This window comes from Lacibacter sp. H375, from assembly GCF_037892425.1.
In the GTDB taxonomy this organism is placed as follows: domain Bacteria; phylum Bacteroidota; class Bacteroidia; order Chitinophagales; family Chitinophagaceae; genus Lacibacter.
Genome location: NZ_JBBKTT010000001.1, coordinates 3,966,605 through 3,987,910 on the forward strand (window position 1 = coordinate 3,966,605; position 21,306 = coordinate 3,987,910).

Annotated in this window: 15 protein-coding genes; 12 read left to right on the forward strand and 3 right to left on the reverse strand. The window is 39.5% G+C overall.

Translation table 11 applies throughout. The features are described 5' to 3' along the window. Positions 1–20: 20 nt before the first annotated feature. The 12 genes from WG954_RS16880 (at position 21) to WG954_RS16935 (ending at position 19,342) form a co-directional block, all read left to right on the forward strand. Positions 21–740, forward strand: a complete 720-nt coding sequence (locus tag WG954_RS16880) for a fasciclin domain-containing protein (protein WP_340437926.1) — start codon at positions 21–23, stop codon at positions 738–740. Between the two features lie 17 nt (positions 741–757). Continuing rightward, positions 758–1,834, forward strand: a complete 1,077-nt coding sequence (locus WG954_RS16885) for a hypothetical protein (RefSeq protein ID WP_340437928.1) — start codon at positions 758–760, stop codon at positions 1,832–1,834. Between the two features lie 128 nt (positions 1,835–1,962). Continuing rightward, positions 1,963–3,162, forward strand: coding sequence for a glycoside hydrolase family 88 protein (locus tag WG954_RS16890; RefSeq protein WP_340437929.1), 1,200 nt, complete (start codon positions 1,963–1,965; stop codon positions 3,160–3,162). A 35-nt stretch (positions 3,163–3,197) separates the two neighbouring features. Next, the gene (locus tag WG954_RS16895) at positions 3,198–4,586 is read left to right on the forward strand and encodes a polysaccharide lyase 6 family protein (RefSeq protein ID WP_340437930.1); all 1,389 of its coding nucleotides are present in this window, start codon (positions 3,198–3,200) and stop codon (positions 4,584–4,586) included. Between the two features lie 163 nt (positions 4,587–4,749). Next, positions 4,750–6,126, forward strand: coding sequence for a 3-keto-disaccharide hydrolase (locus WG954_RS16900; RefSeq protein ID WP_340437932.1), 1,377 nt, complete (start codon positions 4,750–4,752; stop codon positions 6,124–6,126). 90 nt (positions 6,127–6,216) lie between these two features. After that, positions 6,217–7,575, forward strand: coding sequence for a Gfo/Idh/MocA family protein (locus WG954_RS16905; protein ID WP_340437933.1), 1,359 nt, complete (start codon positions 6,217–6,219; stop codon positions 7,573–7,575). A gap of 70 nt (positions 7,576–7,645) precedes the next feature. Next, complete coding sequence (locus WG954_RS16910; RefSeq protein WP_340437934.1) at positions 7,646–9,295, forward strand: hypothetical protein; 1,650 nt, start codon at positions 7,646–7,648, stop codon at positions 9,293–9,295. 188 nt (positions 9,296–9,483) lie between these two features. Next, positions 9,484–10,128 carry an SGNH/GDSL hydrolase family protein gene (locus tag WG954_RS16915; RefSeq protein WP_340437935.1) on the forward strand — a complete coding sequence of 215 codons (645 nt, stop codon included), beginning with the start codon at positions 9,484–9,486 and terminating at the stop codon, positions 10,126–10,128. A gap of 251 nt (positions 10,129–10,379) precedes the next feature. Next, positions 10,380–11,297, forward strand: a complete 918-nt coding sequence (locus WG954_RS16920) for an alpha/beta hydrolase (RefSeq protein ID WP_340437936.1) — start codon at positions 10,380–10,382, stop codon at positions 11,295–11,297. 105 nt (positions 11,298–11,402) lie between these two features. Then, on the forward strand, positions 11,403–12,791 hold the full coding sequence (locus WG954_RS16925) for an acetylxylan esterase (protein WP_340437937.1): 1,389 nt from the start codon (positions 11,403–11,405) through the stop codon (positions 12,789–12,791). Positions 12,792–12,852: 61 nt separating this feature from the next. Beyond that, positions 12,853–14,484, forward strand: a complete 1,632-nt coding sequence (locus tag WG954_RS16930; protein WP_340437938.1) for a sulfatase — start codon at positions 12,853–12,855, stop codon at positions 14,482–14,484. Between the two features lie 814 nt (positions 14,485–15,298). Beyond that, the gene (locus WG954_RS16935) at positions 15,299–19,342 is read left to right on the forward strand and encodes a polysaccharide lyase family 8 super-sandwich domain-containing protein (RefSeq protein ID WP_340437940.1); all 4,044 of its coding nucleotides are present in this window, start codon (positions 15,299–15,301) and stop codon (positions 19,340–19,342) included. 486 nt (positions 19,343–19,828) lie between these two features. Here WG954_RS16935 and WG954_RS16940 read toward each other — a convergent pair whose 3' ends face one another. From WG954_RS16940 to WG954_RS16950, 3 genes are read right to left on the reverse strand one after another with little or no spacing between them, the layout of a single operon-like run. Continuing rightward, the gene (locus tag WG954_RS16940) at positions 19,829–20,140 is read right to left on the reverse strand and encodes a YtxH domain-containing protein (RefSeq protein WP_340437941.1); all 312 of its coding nucleotides are present in this window, start codon (positions 20,138–20,140) and stop codon (positions 19,829–19,831) included. A 58-nt stretch (positions 20,141–20,198) separates the two neighbouring features. Then, a complete protein-coding gene (locus tag WG954_RS16945; RefSeq protein WP_340437942.1) occupies positions 20,199–20,672 on the reverse strand; it encodes a hypothetical protein in 474 nt (157 codons plus the stop codon). An 11-nt stretch (positions 20,673–20,683) separates the two neighbouring features. Continuing rightward, complete coding sequence (locus WG954_RS16950; RefSeq protein WP_340437943.1) at positions 20,684–21,142, reverse strand: PA2169 family four-helix-bundle protein; 459 nt, start codon at positions 21,140–21,142, stop codon at positions 20,684–20,686. Positions 21,143–21,306 lie beyond the last annotated feature (164 nt).

The following is a 21,306-nucleotide window of genomic DNA, read 5'->3' on the forward strand; positions in this document are numbered from 1 at the left end:
AATTATTAAACTAAGTAATAATGAAAAATAGCAATCAATTTATATTGTTCATAATAACAGCTTCACTTGTTATTTCAGGTTGTAATAAACTGCAGGATGGTTATGATTACAAGCCTTCCTATTATAACACTGAATTAAAAATGACAGTACTGGAGTTTATGGAATCACGCAAAGATATTTTTTCAGGTATGTTGGCAGCTATAGAATATGTTGATAGTGATCCGACATTCAAAGATGTGAAAGAAATGTATTCAAGCTCAGGAAATACCTTCCTGTTATTTCACAACACGGCGCTGATAAACCTGGAAGATGCAACAAGTTATTGGTCTGTAAATAATGTTATGGGCCCAAACCCCGACAATCCTTCACAAACAATTTCAATGCGGGGTTCTGATTGGTCGCAATATCCGAGAGATACAGTTGCAAAGCTTTTACGTTATCATGTTTTGAAAGGCAAACATACTTACGAAACGCTCGATTCAAAACCAAAGTGGGTTGAAACGTTTGCGATGAGTGCAACGAATGATTCAGCAAAGGTTTACCTCTACCTGGAGAATGTTCGTGAAGCAAATTTGCGTATCAATAACTATGTGGGATTACCATCAAGTTATAAAGGAGTAAGTATGGGTTGGACAAACAATACACCACGTACCCCCGGTTTACATGCTACCAATGGTGTAGTTCACGTCATGAATAAATGGTTTATTCTTCCTACACGAAATGCCATCCTGAATAATTAATTATCTAACTTTTTTTTATGCGGACAATAAATAGCTCTCTTGCAATTATCACCCTTAGCTTTCTGGCTTTCGCCTGCAAAAAAGGGTCGGGTTTAAAAATAGAATCGCTTAATAAGGCGGGTGAAGAATTCTATTTCGGAGAAAGAGTTCCTGTTTGGGCTGCAACCTCGGGCGACAATAACGGAACTACGTATGAATGGAAAGCTACAGGCGGCACATTTGATGGATTTCGTACACAAGGCCTGTTTGAAAATTTGTGGATTGCACCCAGTGCAGCCGGCGATTATACAATTACAGCAACAGCTAAAAGTAGCGGTGGCACTTCATCGAAGTCTACGGCTATGAAAGTAACAAGATACTTTTTTGATGAATTTCAAAGTGCCTTTACATTGAACGGAAATGGCTGGAGTACGACCAATACTTCAAACTCTCTTCAAACAAATGTTGATACCGCTTTGTCACAATTAAATCTTACATCTTCCTCAACCAATGTGCCCAATGTTAGAAGAAACCTCGATCTGGCTGAGTTGAAAATTCCTTTTTCAGTCCGTACAAGGTTGGGTTGGAAAACTTTTTTCCGAACTAATTCAACGATTGTAATCAGTATGTTTTTTAATCAGCCATCCAATCCTACTTATCCATACATACGGGAAATACGCTGGGAGATCTGGCCAACAAATAATCCAGCTACAACAAATAATTATCAGATTCGCTACGAAACATTTGTACCTGCCACAAATACATCAAAATTCAGTGCAGCAGGAAATGTGTTTCCCAATCCATTGACATTAATCAGCCCTGTAAGTGGAAGAAGTGCTATTTTTTCGCTGGCCAATGGTCAGTTAAAGAACTTCAGTTTTTCAATTGATGCAAATGAGGTTTTTCATGCGTATGTGGGCGGTGCAGAATGGTTTACAAGCAACGGCATTAAAGATTGGTTAACAGCAGCAAGAGCCGCATACCCGGGCTTTGAGGAACCATCACCCAAAGAATACCGTGTAGCATTCCCTGCCCGGCAAACCTCATCGAGTTCCGGAACAACATTGGTGATGAAGCATGTGTATATCAACAACGACGGGGAGATATTAAAGTAATTGCATACGAACAAATCAGATTGTTTTACAGTGCAACCACGCAATGGTTGTTGTAAAATTCCATTGCAACAACCATTGTTATTTTCAGCCTTAAACACAACTTGTCCCTTTCGAAAAATAAATATGATATGAAAGAAAGAATTTTTGTCAGCGTTGCAATTTTAGTATGTTTTTTTTCAACAGCAACTTCACAAAACAAAAAGGAATCAAAATTATTCAATGATGCTGCTGCACAAACGGCCGTTCTGCTGGGTGAAGTTGCAAAAAAACGGGCAGCAAATCCTGAGCTTGTATTTCCACGTACGATTGAAAAAGGTGAACTGAAAATGATTTCCTCACGTGATTGGACCTGTGGTTTTTTTCCGGGTGTGCTATGGTTTTTGTATGAATACACAGGTAAAGCTGAATGGAAAGATCAAGCTGAAAGCTTTACAAAACCAATTGAGAGAGAAAAAACAAACAGCGGTACGCATGACATGGGCTTTAAAGTGTATTGCAGTTTTGGTACAGGTTACCGGATTACAAAAAATGAATTATACAAAGATGTAATTATTCAATCGGCTAAAACATTAATTACCCGGTTTCGTCCCATTACAGGAACAATCCGTTCCTGGGATCACAATAGAGATAAGTGGGGGTATCCTGTGATCATTGATAATATGATGAATCTTGAGTTGTTATTTGCAGCAACACAACTGAGCGGCGATTCATCGTTTTACAAAATTGCAGTAACGCATGCAAATACGACTATGAAAAATCATTTCCGTGCAGATTACAGTTCTTATCATGTTGTTGACTACGATACCATCACCGGTAATGTAATTAAAAAAACAACACACCAGGGATATGCAAATGAATCAGCATGGTCAAGAGGACAAGCATGGGGTTTGTACGGTTATACGATGTGTTATCGTTTCACCAAAAATGAAAAGTACTTACAAATGGCAGAGAAGATTGCAGCCTTTATGACAAAGCATACGAATTTTCCAAAAGACTTTGTTCCGTATTACGATTATAATGCACCCGGCATCCCCAATGAACCAAGAGATGCATCAGCAGCAGCAATTATGGCTTCGGCATTGTATGAATTAAGCCTGTATAGTAAAAAGAACAGAGCGTATAAAAAGATAGCTGATGCGGTTGTAAAAAATCTTACCAACAGTTACCGTTCGGCCATCGGCGAAAATAAAGGGTTCATTTTATTGCACAGTACGGGTTCCAAACCTTCTAATAGTGAAGTGGATGTGCCATTGAACTATGCTGATTATTATTACCTCGAAGCATTGCTGCGTTCGAAGAAATTAAAAGAAAAGAAACCGTTGTTTTAAAACCTTGCTAACGGCATAAGAGCGAAAATTTTAAGATGAAAAGAAAATTGATGACCGTTTTGTTTTTCAGCCTGCTTGCAACAGAGAAATTGTTTGCTGATGCTGTAACAGTAGCTTCTATTGCAGAGCTTCAACAGGCGATCAATACTGCAAAGCCCGGTGACATCATTGTGTTGAAGAATGGGGTTTATACAACCACTGCTGAAATCCTGATTGGTACTGCAGGAACAAAAACAAAACCCATCATCATTGAAGCAGAAGATGCAGGCAAGGCGGAGATTACCGGTACTGCAGGTTTTAATATAGTGAGTCCTGCTTCTTATATTATCATTCGTGGATTTAAGTTTACGCATGCTGCATCAAAAGCAAGATGTTCTGCCGGTTCAAGTTTTTGCCAATGGACAAATAATATTTTTGAAACACCGGGCACCGGCGACTATCTTACCATCGCCGGTAATGATCATGAAATTCATTACAACACATTTCAGAATAAAGATTCACTCGGGAAATTTATTGTGATCAGGGGAACAGGCAGCCAGATTGCTGAACGGCTCTGGATCCATCACAATTATTTCAAAAAACAAAAGAACCAAGGGAACAAGAATGGAGCAGAAGCATTTCAGTTTGGATTAGCCGGATTCAGTCTTTCCTCCAGCAACAGCATTGTTGAATACAACCTGTTTGAAGATTGTGATGGCGAAAATGAATTGATCTCAGTTAAAGCATCCAAAGTAATATTGAGGTTTAATACTATTCGAAATTGCCCTGCCCAATTCACGTTGCGTCACGGGAATTTTAATGAAGTGTATGGCAACTTTTTCATCAACACGCCCGGTCTCCGCATTTTTGGTGACGATCATCTTATTCACAGCAATCATTTTGAACATTGCAGAATGGCTATCAATATCGGGAATGGCGGCGCCGAAGTAGCAGACGGTGCACCGCTTACATCACATGATCGTCCCGACAGAGTAATCATTGCATTTAATACCTTGGTGAATAACAAAATCAATATTGCACAAACTGCAAGAGCAAATGGATTGGGTTCAACCTATGTTACCATTGCAAATAATATTATTGTGGGCGGCGGAGCTGCGGTTTCTATTGATGGTCCTGCATTTCATCATGCTGCAGAAGGAAATATTATTTTCAATACGTCCGTTGCAGGCGATCTTCCTTCCGGAAGTTTCAGCGTGGTTGACCCGAAACTGACCAGAGATGCATCGGGTAAATATCATTTGCAAAAAGGAAGTCCGGCCATTGAAGCAGCTAAGGGCAACTATACTACTGTTGTTGTTGACATGGATGGTCAGCAACGAACAACTCCGTTCGACGCTGGTGCAGATCAACTATCGGCTACTCCGGTTACTGTAAAGATTTTAAACAGGAGTGATGTAGGTTTTGATGCACGAGAGAAAAACTAAACGTATGCCAATGGGATGATCTCCTCGTTGGTATTAGATGAATTGAATTAGAATGCTATATAGTTGAATATAAAATTTTAAACGATGCCTGCGAATCAAAATTATCGGTTCGTTGCAGCTAATTGTACTTATGTCTCGTCAATTAAATTAATCGCCTCAATACATGAAAAATAAGCTTTTATTCTTTGCACTCTATTGCTGTTCCATTCTCTCTCTGCATGCACAACCCAAAGCGGATGGCTGGATCAATCTCTTTAATGGAAAAGATCTAACCGGCTGGAAGCGTTTGGCAGGTACCGCAGAATATACTGTTGAAAATGGAGTGATTGTTGGACGCACCGTGATGAATTCACGCAACACGTTTTTAGTTACTGAAAAAGAATATGGAGATTTTATACTGGAAGCAGATATCTGGTTAGAAGATGAAGAAGGGAATGCCGGTATTCAAACACGAAGTCATTTTGATCCCAAGGCATATGATGGTGTGGGAAGAGTGTATGGACGTCAGTGTGAAATTGATCCAACAGCACGCCGTTGGACCGGAGGAGTTTATGATGAAGGAAGAAGACAGTGGTTGTATCCAATGCAATTAAATCCGAAGGCACAACAGGCATATAAAAAAGGCGAATACAATCACTACAGAGTAGAATGTATCGGCAATGAAATGAAAACATGGGTGAATGGAATAGCCGCAGCTTACGTGGTAGATACGATTGATGCAAAAGGATTCATTGGTTTGCAAGTGCATGGCATCAATTCAGCAGATCATGCAGGAAAGAAAGTGTGTTTTAAAAATGTGCGCATTCAAACAACAGGATTGAAACCGAAACCTTTTCCATCCAATGTATATGTTGTGAATTTTGTTCCCAACAATTTAACTGCGTATGAAAAAATGAATGGATGGCAATTGTTGTTTGATGGAAAAACAAACAATGGCTGGAGAAGTGCAAAAGCTAATACATTTCCGGAAAAAGGCTGGACGATCAGTAACGGCACACTAGCTGTTGTTGATGCAGAAGGAAAGGAGTCAACGAATGGCGGTGATATTGTTACCAAAGAGCAATATGCAGCTTTTGATCTTTCGTTTGAATTTAAATTAACACCCGGCGCAAACAGCGGTGTGAAATATTTCGTAACACTTGCTGAGCAAAGCAGCGGATCAGCCATTGGATTGGAATACCAGGTGCTGGACGATACATTACACCCTGATGCAAAACTAGGTCGTGATGGAAACAGAACACTGGCTTCGCTGTACGATCTGATGGAAGCCGAAAAACAAAAACGGTTTCTTCGTCCCATTGGTACTTGGAATTTTGCAAGAATCATTGTTTATCCGAATGATAAGGTGGAGCATTATTTAAATGGAGTAAAAGTATTGGAGTATATACGGGGCTCAAAGCAGTTTAAAGATCTTGTTGCCATCAGCAAATATGTTTCCTGGAAAAATTTTGGTGAAGCGCCGAAAGGACATATCCTTTTGCAGGACCATGGCAATGCTGTAATGTACAGGAGCATTAAAATAAAAGAGTTGAAGTGGTAGAAATGGGATAACTAAAAAATATGACCCTGTTTACTTAGAAAAGTAAGGAGCATCAGTTTGAATTATACATTTAAAAATAAATAAACGATTATGTCTCTATCTCGTCGTCATTTTATCAAGCAATCTGCAAAAGCATCAGCAGCAGTCTATGCTGCAACATTTGGTTTTAGTGCCAAAAGTTATGGAAATATTATTGGAGCCAATGATCGGGTTCGTTTAGGTGTTGTGGGTTATTCCGATCGTTTTCGCCAGGCATTGTTTCCTTCTTTCTTAAATCATTACAAAGAGATGAATTTTGATATTGTTGCAGTAAGTGATCTGTGGAAGCTGCGCAGGGAGGAAGGGAAGAGTTTCCTCAAAGAAAAGTTGGGGCATGATGTGCAGAGCTGTGTTAATAATGATGAGCTCTATCGCATTAAAGACCTGGATGGAGTAATTGTAAGTACGGCAGATTTTCAACATGCACTGCATGCTATTGAAGCTGTAAGAGCCGGCAAAGATGCTTATGTGGAAAAGCCATTTGCTGAAACAATGGAAGATAACAGGAATGCATTGAAGATCATCAAAGCCAGTAACAGAATTATACAGGTAGGTTCGCAACGCCGCAGTGGTGGAAATTATACTGCAGCAGCTGCGTTTATACAATCAGGAAAATTTGGTCCGATCACCATGGTTGAATTGACATGGAATGTGAATCAGCCCGGCCGTTGGAGAAGACCGGCATTGGTTGCAAAATGTAAACAGGAAGATACGGACTGGAAACGCTTTTTAATGAATCGTCCGTTTGAAAAATGGGATCCGAGAAAATATTTAGAGTATCGTTTGTTCTGGCCGTATTCATCGGGAATGCCCGGTCAATGGATGAGTCATCAAATTGATACCGTGCATTGGTTTAGCGGATTAAAACATCCACGCAGTGTAGTTGCCAATGGCGGTATTTATATGTGGAAAGATGGACGAAGAAATTGGGATACCACCACTGCAGTGTTTGATTACGGTCCGCAAAACGATCTCACAACAGGTTTCCAGGTAACCTTTGGCTCCCGTATGCATAACGGTGATGAGAAGCCGGCTGAGATTTATTATTCAAACGGAGGAGAGTTAAACCTCAATACGAATACCATTTCACCGAAGGGGGGACTTCAGCAAAATCATGCAAGTGCAATGGAGATGAAAGCCAATCTTCTTCCTGAAATGAAATTAACAGACCTGGAAGAAAAAGTTGTTGCATCGGCGAACACCGGTGCAGATCGGTTAACCAGTAATCATATGCGCAACTTTATGGAATGTATGCGCAGCCGCAAACAACCGAATGCTCCTGTTGAAGCAGGTTATTATCATTCGATTGCTACCATCATGACCAATGCTGCTGTAAGAACCGGTGCCAAAGTAACTTTTGATGAAAAGACACAGGAAGTAATGGCCAATGGGAAAGTGTTTAAATATTAAATACCGGTATGAAAAACACTTCATCATTAATTAAATTATACATACCATCATTACATCATAAATTATACTGATGCTAAAATACAACCTCGCATTTTTCATTTTATTCGTAAGTACTTTCAATATTGCAAAAGCGCAGGAAAAAAAGCAAGCTGAAAATGTGGTAATCACATCTTCGGGGAAGAAGACAAGTGTGCATGCAAATGAAAAGGGGGAATTACTGATCAATGTTTCACGAAAGGATGTTGACAGATTTAAAGCGAATGGATTGGTGCGGTATAGCGACTTCGGTGCCAAGGGCGACGGAAAAACTGATGATATTGATGCCATTGCTGCAACGCATGCCTTCGCCAATCAATACAAACTTTCTGTAAAAGCCGGCGATGGGTTCACTTACTATATCAGTGGAAAGAACCGCACTGTAATTATTCAAACAAACACCGATTTTGGTAAAGCTGCTTTTATTATTGACGATACCAATGTTAAAAACCGTGAAGCACATGTATTCCTGGTTAGTTCCGTAAAGCAATCATTTAAACTCAAGGGAGTGTCTACCCTTAAAAAAAATCAAGCTAAAATTGATGTATCCTTGCCTGCCACATGTCTGATAACCGTTACTGATTCTAATGTAAAACGTTACATAAGGTTTGGGCCGAATGTAAACAGTGGTTCTGCACAAACGGATATTTTTATGGTTGATAAAAACGGGAACGTTGATATGAACGCTCCGATCATCTGGGATTTTGACAAAATCACCGACATCACTGCTCTTCCGATTGATGAGACATTACTAACGATTTCCGGAGGACGTTTCACCACAATAGCTAACAGAGAAGAATCCAAATACAATTATTATAGCCGGGGTCTTTCTATTAAGCGTTCGAATGTTCTTCTTACAGGGCTTGAACATTATGTTACCGGCGAAGGAGATTATGGAGCACCATATGGTGGCTTCATCAATGTCAAAGACTGTGCAAATGTAAGAGTTCAGAATATGCTGCTTACCGGTCATAAAGTGTATCAAACAATTGGTAGGGCAGGCGTTACGGTTTCAATGGGTACTTATGATATTTCTCCATCAAGAGCACTTAATATATCATTTGTAAACTGCCGCCAAACGAATGATATCAACGACAATAAGTATTGGGGAATCATGGGTTCAAATTTTTGTAAAAATATTTTGTACGACAGTTGTATTCTTTCCCGATTCGATGCCCATCAAGGCGTTGCCAATGCAACCATCCGCAATTCAACACTAGGGCACCAAGGGATAAATGCAATTGGCAGCGGAAACTTTACCGTAGAGAACTCAACCGTTTATAGCAGAAGCTTTATTAATCTGCGCAATGACTATGGCAGTACATGGCAGGGAGAGTTCTTTATTCGCAATTGTGTTTTTGTTCCATCAGGCGGCAAAAATTCCAGTGCCAGTTTGATCGGCGGAGCAAATGCCGGTCAGCATGATTTCGGTTATACCTGTTACATGCCGGAAAGAATAACAATCGAAAACTTACGAATCGATGATTCGAAACATCCGGCAGATTATCAAGGGCCTGCTATTTTTTCAAACTTCAATCCAAAGATGACCGACGATACCTACAAGGAGAAGTTCCCTTACATAAAAACAAAAGAAGTCATTCTCAGGAACGTTACAACGGCAAGTGGAAAGAGTTTGAGAGTTAGCGATAACACGTATATGTTCAGGGACGTGAAAATAAGATGAACATATGGTTGTTACTTGTTTTGAAATAGAATGCAGTCAAATACGGAGTATACAACAGATGAATGGAAATGTGCATTTGCGAAAGAAAAAGTATTGGTGTGAATACCAAAACGAAAGCACGGCTTCGGGAGAAGAGAAGTGAATGTCGTGAATGCTGCAACATGAATACTATTTAAATAAATCTAAGTATGAAGTATATTTCCTTTAAACTATTGGGAGTTTTAATTGCCTGCTTTATCTGCGTAGCGGTAACAAAAAAGCCGGCTAAAAAGCTGCTTGTTATAGGCGACTCTATATCGATTGGCTACACACCGTTTTTAGAAAAGTCTTTGGCTCCCGAAATTTTGGTAACCCATAATCCGGGTAATGGAGGATCAACGGTAAGAGGCGTGCAAAGTGTTGAAAAGTGGTTGGATAACAGGCAGTGGGATGTCATCCTTTTCAATTTCGGTTTGCATGATCTGGTGTATAAAGATTCGGCGAATAAGTATGATGTCGTGAACGGTAAAGTTTCTGTTTCTTTGGAAGAGTATAGACGAAATTTAGAAACCATTGTTGGCATACTGCGTGAAACCACTGCTAAACTCTATTTTGTTACAACCACTACTGTGCCGCAAAACTCAGCTGGTAGAAAAGTAGAGGATCCTGCGAAATACAACGCAGTTGCACTGGAAGTGATGAAAAAAAACGGCATTGAAGTCATTGATTTATATTCAGCCTCGCTGACTATTCATCCGCAAAATTCAAAACCGGGAAATGTTCATTACACACCTGAAGGATACGAGTTACTTGCATCTTATATTTCGAAAGTTATAAAAGCTGCCACCAAATAATTGGGATTATAGGAAGTCAAAATCTTAAGTCGTATGAATAAAATAATAATGGTTTTATTGTTAGCGATGTTCTATTATGGTGGATTGCTCAAAATGGCATGGCTCTACAGGATTCAATTTTACTGCCATAAAAACAGAAGATTATGCATAATGTAAATTTTCAAACAAGCTCAGCAAAAAGTATGTTGATGCTGTTTTTTTTATTCAATTGCAGTCACTCATTTCTGTTTGCTCAGAAAAACCGATACGGCATGGCTTTAACTGGTTCAGAGGGGAATTATGTGCTGAAAGATTCAGCTAAAATTTGTCCATTAATTTCAGGAGGTTGTGCATCATTGCCTGCAGATGCCTTTACAGTTCTTGCCCGTTACAAGCCTGATCTGATTAGTGAAAAAGATTATTCGCAATGCACTACGTTGAAGTTTACTTATAAGACGTATGATACCTTTTCGCTGTATATGGAAGTGGATATTCCTAAACAGTCCAAAGGTCCGCATCCATTTATTATTTGGGTGCATGGAGGCGGATGGGCAAATGGCACACTCACTTCTTTTCAGAATCAATCAACCTATTTGGCATCCAGAGGTATTGCAGGAGTAAGAATAAGTTACTCACTCATGTCGCAAGGTGGCACCTTTAACAAGGGTATGCAGGAGATGGCAGATGCATTTGCTTTTGTGCAGGCGCATGCTGCAGAGTGGGGATTAGATATGACACGTTTTGGTTATGCAGGAGGATCTGCCGGCACTCCCTTAGCATCGTTAGCTGCTATGAAACAAAACGGGAACGGTTGTAAATTATTTATGGGCTGCAATGGAATTTATGATTTCACTGATAATCTTCAGGGAAGTTTTGGAAGAAGTTCTCCTTATCTGAAAGAATATCCCAAAAAAGAAAATCGTTCTGAAATTTCAGCGATTCATCATATCCCGAAAAAAGTTTCTGACATCCCCGGAGTGATTGTCTTTCATGGTACTGCAGACTTTACCATTTCCCATTTGCAGTCGGTTGCGCTTTGCGATGCTGTTTCGAAAAAAGGAGGGCATGCCGAAAAAAATATCTATGAAAATTATGTGCATGCTTTTTATGGCAAAGGTGGTTCTGACAGGTATGAAGACATAACGTTGAAGATGTATGCCTTTGCACGCTCGGTGTTTAAGATGCAGTAACTTTCATGTACCTTGAGGTGATAGTTTTAATCAAAATTTATTGCAAAAAAAACAAGTCAGCACAACCGGTAACAGAAAATCAACAGATCATAAATAACCAATTCAATGAAATCAATTCAAAAATTTTTCCTTCTGAGTTTTTTGTGCTGTGTTGTTGTGGCGCTCAACGCAGGAGAGCCTTTGTTCAAAGCAGCATCGTCTTTCACTGGTTCGGATTGGCAATATAAAAGCCATGAAAAAGTAACGGCAAAACAGAATGCCGCCGATCCAATAGTGAAGATGGAGGTTACGGCTGATCATGCCGATTGGTTGTATAAACCTAACGAAAAAGTTGTGTTTAAAATTTCTGTGTTGCTGGATGGTAAGCCGATGAAAGGCGCAAAAGTTTATTATGAAATCGGACCTGAAAAAATGCCGTCAACTATTAAAAAGCAAGTTGAGCTCAATGGAGCGGAGTTGGTTATTGACGGTGGTACGATGCAAACAGGAGGGTTTCTCCGCTGCACAGCTACACTTGAACATGCAGGTAAAAAATACAGGGGCCTGGCAACGGCAGCTTTCAGTCCGGAAACAATAAAGCCAACCACTACGATGCCCGATGATTTCAGCGCATTCTGGACAAAAGCAATTGCTGAAAATGCTAATATCCCAATGGATGCTAAGATCGAACCATTACCAAATCTGTCAAACGATAAAGTAAATGTGTTTCAGATAAATATTCAGAACCATAAACCAGGAATGCGGTTGTATGGTATTTTGTGTGTGCCCAAAGCGCCCGGTAAATATCCTGCTGTATTGAAAGTGCCCGGGGCCGGTGTGCGTGCTTATAAAGGCGATGTGAAACTAGCCGAGAAAGGAATCATCACACTTGAAATTGGTATCCACGGTATTCCTGTTACGCTTGATTCTATGGTTTATGAAAACCTGAAATTCGGCGCATTGCTTGGATACCCTACATTTAACCTGGATAACCGTGATAATTATTTCTACAAACATGTTTACCTGGGTTGTTTACGTGCCAACGATTTTATTTTCTCGTTGCCCGAGTTTGATGGAATGAACCTTATGGTTGCAGGCGGAAGCCAGGGAGGCGCATTGTCAATTGTAACTGCGGCGTTGGACAAACGTGTAAAAGCACTTTCCTGTTTTTATCCTGCGCTGAGCGACTTAAACGGATATCAAAACGGAAGAGCAGGAGGCTGGCCTCACATGTTCAATAAAAAGGAAAATGCGAGCAAAGAAAAAATTGAGACTTCTCGTTATTATGATGTGGTGAATTTTGCACGTTTAATTATTGTGCCCGGATTTTATTCTTTTGGTTATAATGATGAAACCTGTCCGCCCACATCTATGTACGCATCTCTTAACAGTATATCAGCCCCTAAAACTTTTTATATTGTTAAAGAAACCGGGCATACCAGCAGTGCGGAACAACGAAATCAACAAACGGAGTTTATAGTAAAAGCGTTGAATGCTTCTAACGTGACAAAATAGCAATGATAATGCGAACCCGGTATTTTTAGACAAAAAGAAATAAACAAGCAAAAATTATCAAATGCAAAACAAACTTTCTTTTTACATGCTACACTTTGGGCTGTTATGTCTTGCATCGATAGCCGGTTATTCGCAAACAATGAAAGTTGAAAAAAAACCAAACGTATTGTTTATTGCTGTTGATGATTTAAAGCCATTATTAGGATGCTACGGCGATGCCATTATCAAAACACCTAATATTGATCGTATTGCCAAAAGAGGTACAGTTTTCATGTCGAATTATTGTCAACAGGCTGTTTGTGGTCCCACACGTGCCAGCATCATGACCGGCATGCGACCCGACTATACCAAAGTATGGGATTTGAAAACTAAGATGCGGGATATGAATCCGAACATTCTGACAATGCCCCAGCATTTTGCTGCCGATGGATATAGTACCCAAGGCATTGGAAAAGTATACGACCCACGTTGCGTGGATAATAAATCAGATGCTCCATCATGGACGGTTCCGTTTTACAACTCCAGCAGCAATTATTTTCCAACCGAAAACGGACGACCGGCTTTGGGTCGGTATCAGTTAAAAGAAACAAAGGAATTAGCTGAAAAATATCGAAAGGAAGGACTTGAGAAAGGATTGAATCAGAAAGATCTTTCCGATTTTGTGGTAAGTAAAGTTCGACCCACTGTGGAATATGTTGATGTGCCGGATAACGCTTATGAAGATGGCGCTAATGCTCTGCAATCAAAAGATATTCTGGTTCAGTTAAAACAAAAAAATCAACCTTTCTTTCTTGCAGTTGGTTTTTCAAAACCACATCTTCCTTTTGTGGCACCAAAGAAGTATTGGGATATGTACAACCGTGATCAATTACCTCTCGCACCGCATCAGGAAAAACCGCTAAATGCAGTTGATATCGCTTTTCATGATGCGGGTGAAATACGTGCTTACACTGATATTCCACAAATAATCGAAACGACTAAACAGAAAAATTTTGGGCTCACGTTGCCCGTTGACAAACAAAGGGAATTAATTCATGGTTATTATGCAGCCGTTTCATACATGGATGCACAGGTAGGTATTTTGCTTAATACACTCGATTCATTGGGACTTACTGAAAATACCATTATTGTATTATGGGGCGATCATGGCTGGCATTTAGGCGATCATAATCTGTGGTGCAAGCACTCCAATTTTGAACAGGCAACCCGCACGCCGATGATTATTTCAGCACCAGGTATAAAACCTTCTGTTACAAATTCGAGTTCTGAATTTGTCGATATTTTTCCAACACTTTGCGAATTGGCTAAGATTGAAGTGCCAGTGCATCTGGATGGAAAAAGTCAGGTAGCAGTTATGAAAAATCCGGCGCTAAAAGTGAAAGAGTTTGCTGTAAGCCAATATCCACGAAGTATGAAAAAAGAACAAGCTGCTCAATTGGGGTATAGCAATACAAGTTTAATGGGCTATTCTATTCGCAATGATCGCTATCGTTTTACCGTTTGGATGGGAAATAATTTTCGCAGTAATCTGCCATACAACGAAAAACTTTTAGTTGCCACTGAGTTATACGATTACGAAAAAGATCCATTGGAAAAAGTGAATGTGGCAAGCGAAAAACAATATGCAGCTGTAAGTAAAGAAATGAAAATGCAAATGCTGGTTTTTTTCAAATCGCAGGAAAGAAGTAATTAAATATTTACAATCGAAACAGTCATGTTCATATTGCTGAATACTTTGCCAAGAAGAGCTGAATAAAATATTTGTTATGATGTTACATTCGCAACATAGTAGTTCAAACGGCAATCTTCGAATCATGGTGCATCATATTTATGGTGCACCATTTTTATCAGTCATGTAGAAGAAGTGAATGTTCTTATATCATCACCTGTGGTTTATTGCTTTTTAACTGTGCCAAATACAAGGAGCCTGGTTGTAATCCATCTTTTATTGCTTCCTTTCCATTCAACATCTGACCTGCCTTTCAAACAGCCATCATTTTTTTCACTTTTTAATTCCATTCAAAAAGTTTTGTAAGAAAAATAATGAAAGGAGTAAATCCACTATTTTTTTAATGCGAAAATGAAAATGGCAAGTACAGATCGGGTGAAAAAATAAATTCTCATTATAAGATTTCGTTTTTTTTGATGATATGAACATACATGCAAGAATTGCTGAATAGTTAGCTAATATCACGCCTTGGGTTTTCCCTTTCAAAAAAGAACTTCGCTTTCATAACAAAGTACGTACGCTATAGAATTGGCATAAATCCCAATTATAACAGAAAGTATATCCGTTTATCTGTTACAGCGTAAGTGCTCATCCAACACTATCTGAGTAAAATTGTTTTGCGCAGCAGCAACAGGAAACTGATCAGCAAAACAACAATGAACAGATACTACCCAATAATCACACATTAATAGAAAAGAGTTGTAAAGGCGATTGCCGTTCCATGGCTTTTCATTAACCATGTATTGATTATTTATTATAAACCACTAAAAATTGTTTCATGAAAAAACTTTTATTAGCACTTATTATTTGTTGTTTTTTACACGGTGCAAGGGCACAAACATTTAACAGCAGCACAATTCCTACGCTCTGGACAACATCGGGCTCAAACACTTTGTCCTTAAGCAGCACTCATTATAAAGGAGGAACTCAATCGCTAAAATGGGCAGCAATACACGACCAGGTGCTAACTGTTGATATAAACTATACTGCATCTCAAACCGGTTCAAGTAACGCAATCACACATTTTTATTTATACTCCAGCGGGGCCACAACCGACACACTATACCTGAGGTTTTTTGACGCCGACGGAAGTGTCAAGCGAACCGGTCGGATATTGCTCAATTTTAATGGCTGGCGAGATTACCATAGAAGCCTGGTTGAAGATTATGGAGGAAATAATAATTTGCCCGGGTTTAATCTTGATAAGATTGAGTTTACTTTTAAACGATCAGGATCTTTTGAAAGTGCAAAAAATATCTGGATAGATGAAGTGAAGTGGATTGGTGATTCCGGAAGACGTTTCCCCGGTCCGCATATGCAATTGGATCTTGATCAGTTTGATGTAACATCTTCGATGGCCGGTGGCTGGCCTTTAGAGAGCTGGTTAAACAGCCCAGATATTCCTGAAACGAGTCCTACTACTGCGGAGATTAACGGCATAAGTGCTGTAGCTTCAAGAGTTAGTACTGCAACCAGTCCATCCGGTTTGCCAAGTTTACAGCAAGCAATCAGTTATTATAATACAAGCAACATTTCCGAAAGCAATGGGGTAATAATCGGCAGAGGATTATTGTATCTGCATGATCAGGATACCTTGACAAAGCTCGCCGCTTATTGCAGCAGGTTTGCAAGGGAAGGCGATAGCTCTCGTTTGGTTTTATTTACAAAGTATCTGATTGATCAAGGTTTGGCAGAAGGTGGCAGAAATGTAATGGAAACAAATTCTTACACAAATGCAAGAAACTTCAGTAATTACTTTTTCGATGCGCTGGCTACAGGTTATTATACAGGATCAGTAAGAACTGATGTGATCAAGATGTTGAAATGGTCGAATGAGTACAATAAAATCTATACAAGTGGATTTATAATCAGGAATAACACTGATTATTTGTATGTGAAATGGAATCATGTTCTTCGTTTAGCGCTATTAGGTAACAGTGCACAAGCAACCAGAGATTTAAAATCTATTTCGAGATATATGGAGTTGTTTATGGAGCCGTATGATGGCGGAAGAGACGGATTAAAACCAGACGGGGTGAGTTTCCATCACCGATCGCAGTATGCGCATTACATGTATGCTTATGAAGCATGGATAGCCGCTGCTGACCAGTTTAAAGAAACACCATTCCGGATTTCCAGAAAAGCCTATGATCTCATAACGTTTGCTGTAAAATCGCTTTACCTCGAAGGTAATAAAGGCGTGGTTCGGTCTAATGCTTCTTCGGGAAGACTTCCGTTTACATCTAATATAGCAGTAGACGGTACGTTCTTCAAAAGGCTGATTACGGTGGGAGGAGATGTGCTTGGCCGGTCTCAGGATGATAGCCTCGCAGCTCATTACAATTACTTTTTTAAGAACCAAACTTATACAGGAGTGCCGGTTATAAATTTAGATGGTTTTCATCAGTTTAATTATGGTCAGATGGGTGTTAAGCGGCATCAAAAATGGATAGCAGTACAAAAAGGCTTAACTGATAAAATGTTCGGTTCAGAAATTTACTCTAGCGATAACCGTTATGGCAGATATCAAAGTTACGGGGCATTAGAAGTTTTATATGAAAATCTTGATACAACTGGTTACAGACCCAATGGAGCAGGATGGGATTGGAATGTGGTGCCCGGTGCTACAACGGTTCATCTGCCCTACACAAGCTTAAGGCCATATGCGGGAGGCACACGAACAGAATATCAGGCAGCCAGTTTTGCCGGAGCCTTAGCAGCAGGTGCTCACGGAATTTTTGCGATTGATTTTGTGCAGGATCCGAATAGTAATTATGATGGTAACAATCTAACTTTCCGTAAATCGGTTTTTACTTTTGATACAATAATGGTTTGCCTTGGTTCAAAAATTAGTGGAAATGGTGGAACCAGCGGACTAGTAGCAACTAATCTCTTTCAGTCAATCGATACGTTGAAGCATCCGGGTATTTATATCAACTCAGCAACGCTAACAACAACATCAACCTTAAATACAACGCTGTCATTATCTCAGGCAAACTGGATTGTTAACGCACAAACTACGGGCTTTTATGTTCCGCAAGGTGCTGGTGAAATAAAAGTCTTCAGAGGTAGTCAGACCACACCTCTGGAGTCGAGTAACTCAGGTTCTGCAACTGCAACAGCAAATGCAAGCAAAGCTTGGATCAGTCACGGTGCCAGTCCGGTTGATTCCGGTTATCTGTTTGCAGTGGTGCCGGGAACTACTCCCGTTAAAATGTCGGCACTTGCCGATTCGATTGAGCAGGGCAAGGTTTACGAAGTATTGGCTAAAACAAACAACCTGCATGTTGTAAAATACATACCTGAAAAAATTACCGGATATAGTTTTTTTGAGGCCGATACTGCCGTAAACATTGGTTTTATAAAAAGTGTAAGCAACCATTGTTTAATAACCGCCAGAGAATCGGGTGATACATTGATTTTACGAATTGCTAATCCGGATTTGAATACTGTTCCGAATGCAGAACCTACCATCGATTGGCTTTCAACGCCGTCAAATGTTTCTGTTACATTGTCGAGAAGATGGCGGGTGTTGGGAAGCGTTTCCTCCGGCACCGGAAATTCTGTGAATTCACTTAATAATTTTGACGATATCAAGCTCGACTTTGTGTTAAACCAAGGAAATTATACAGAGGTAAAACTTATAAGAGATGAATCTGAAATGGGATATGGTGTATGGGATGCAGGCGAGGATATCTGGTTTTACGATCTTTCTACTGTAACAGAAAATGGAAGCACAATATTTAGTTCTGCAACACCTGTCGCATCTGTCTCATCGTCTACTGCATATGGATTTCTGCCTTATCCACCGTCGCCTTCATTATCAAGAGTAAGCTTAGGCTCGCAAGGGAACGGAAGCTTTGAGCGAATTGGTTCAGGATTCAATAAAAAAATCAGGATTGTTGCAAACTCAGCAAGTTTGAACAAATTATCTGCTTACAATATTGGTGGCAGCAGTGTGACCAGTATGTTTTTTACACTTACGTTTGCACAAACAGGGACAAACGGCAACTGGATATTAGGTATTGGAAATAATCCAATTACTTCATTGTTTACCAACAGCACTAATTTGAGCTCAAATACGTATACCGACGGTATTTTCGGAGCACTTCGGTTTGATCTTGGTAGTAGCAATATCTCTTTCAAATACCGAAAGAAAGATGCTTCAAATACTGTTTCATTTGTAGAAGTGAATCAAACCACGTTTGTAAGAACGAACGAAAATTTCGTTGAATTTTATGTGAACAACTCAAGCTCATCAAAAAGCTACACACGCAGAGGGCAACCATATACTGTCTCAGCTGGTTGTTATCATTTGTGGGTTAATAACAGCAGGGTATCTCTGCCGGTTGTGAATTACAACATACCTTCTACCGAGCTGGCAATTGGCAACCCGGTGAATGCATTTTTTATCACCAGTACCGGTAACACATTGCCAAGCAATAACAGCGCAACATTAACAGTGGCTGATATGCAGGCGAGATATCAAAATGAAGGACAGTCGTCTTCAAACCTGCCCATTGTTAACGTAAGCGGTACAGGAAATTCATCAGACAGATGGCCGGGAGTTATTCCTAACATAGACGGAGATCTGCAAGTGTATCCTAATCCTGCATCTGGTTTAGTTAATGTACAGTACTATTCAACTGTTTCGAAACGTATACCGATTAAACTCGTTAACACGACCGGTGTAATTTGTTCTGAAAATATTGTTGAAGTAAAAGCGGGTGTGAATGTTTTATTGCTGAATCTTAAAACAGTTACACCAGGGATATATATCGTTCAGGCCGGTGAAAAAAATGTCAGATTGGTTGTTCAATAAGATTTATTTGGAGCAACGGGAGAGCCAGTCGAAAGGGCTGGCTCTCTTATAAAAACCCTGGCAAATATCTAGAACTAAGTAAAGTGAAAGTTTAAAGCTGTACAGGACTGTTATTTACATAAAGCATTTTTACGACGATTAACATTCGATCTGAAATGTTTGTTTAGTTTATGCTTTATACCAATTCATATAAAAGTGTGCTCTAAAAAGCTCATAATACCACGATTTAAAATATTCGCACTAGCGGTAGTCATCCCGACTGTAAAAGAGCTTCACTGCAAGGTGAGGCTTTTGTTTTTCTGAGCAATTGCTGTCGCCAAGATGCGAAATAGAGACGACCAGATTGGCAATCAAAGCAACCAACGCAACTCTTCAAACGATATATAATCACAAAAAAAGCCTGGCCACATTTTAAAGCATTGCCATTTGTATGTTGGTGCTTCAAAATGTAATCAGGCTCAAAAAAATAATAGTGACCAGACTGGTTTAAGAAAACTGCTCCTTTACGCCGGCTTTCATTGAAGCAGCTTTCTCTTTTCCGGCCTGCATCAAATCACCTGTCTCTTCTTTAAGATCTTCGTATTTGTTTACTAAACCATCTTTTACGTTGCGATACTTATCACCGACAGTTCCTTTGAACTTATTCAGCTGATCGTTTACACCGTTCATTAAGTCGGTGCTCTTTTGTGAAATTGCTTTCCTGGTTTCTGAGCCTTTATCCGGCGCAAATAAAATTCCCAATACTGCACCTGCAGCTACACCTGCTAAAAAGCCCGCTACTACGTTGTTTGCTTTCATGACTGTTTGATTTAAGTGTTTACTAAATAGTTGTAATTAGAATAACATCGAAACATGTTTAATAATGGTTAAAGCGCAATTTGTTCAATAACATAATTTTCTTAAACGCCAACCTGGTAGCGTATAATTGATACGTGATCATATCTTGCAAATTCTTATCGGGAATAAATTCTGCAAGCGCTTCTTCGTAGAGTTTATTAAATCTTGACTCACAGTTTTTGCAAATGGCTGCTATTTCGCCACCTTCGGTCAAACTCCTTTCATCATCGGTTATACTTTTTTCAATTTCTTTCCACGCCTGATCAGTATAATCAGCCTGGAGTGAGATATGGAAATGCATCAACTCATTGTTGATTTCGCTTGCATACTGACAACTCTCTACTGCCAAAGCCTGTAGTGCTGTTTTCAAATTGTTATTATCTATTTCTTCGGCTACGTCTTCAAATTCTTTGTGAACCTGATTCAGGAATGTAACCAGTCGTTTCAATTTAATCTGCAGCGATTTATTGATACTTAGCATTAAATGTTGCATACATCATTGTTTTATTGGTTAACAGGAATCTGCGAATACTCTTTGATTGTATTTAATACGCATTTCATTTCACTTAGTTGCCGTTCCAATATTTGCCTGAGTTCATTTCCCTCGTCAATTTGTTCAATGGCTTTTGTATAATTTTTTATTGCCGTTTCTTCTCCCTTGATGCAGGCGTGCAGGATGGTTTCTTTCTTTCCAAACTTGAACGACGTTTTTAAGTCCATCCAGGTACGGTGTAGCAGGCTTAAAGTAAACTGATCAATAGCCGAGGGAACTTTTAATTGAGAAACAATGTTTTTCAACTCACTGCTGTATCGGCCCCTCTGATAACCGAATCGTTCAAATAAAAGTGATAGAACATCGTCTCTTACTTTCTCCGATGCAGTAATGTACCCTTTTTTGGCATCTTCCAGAATAGCAATAAGATGGTAAACAGGTTGAATGTTGGCTTCTTTCGTCATTAACATGGCAAGTTATTTTTGGATTCCTGAATGGATTTATTTGTAAGGCAATTTGCATACCATAGTTGATCAGCTATTACTGGAGCTCACAATGGAGAAAAAGTGTGTAAATAACTTTCTACTTGTGTATCTATTTCCCCTCTTTTTGTGCAGTGGTAGTTGGCTGTTAG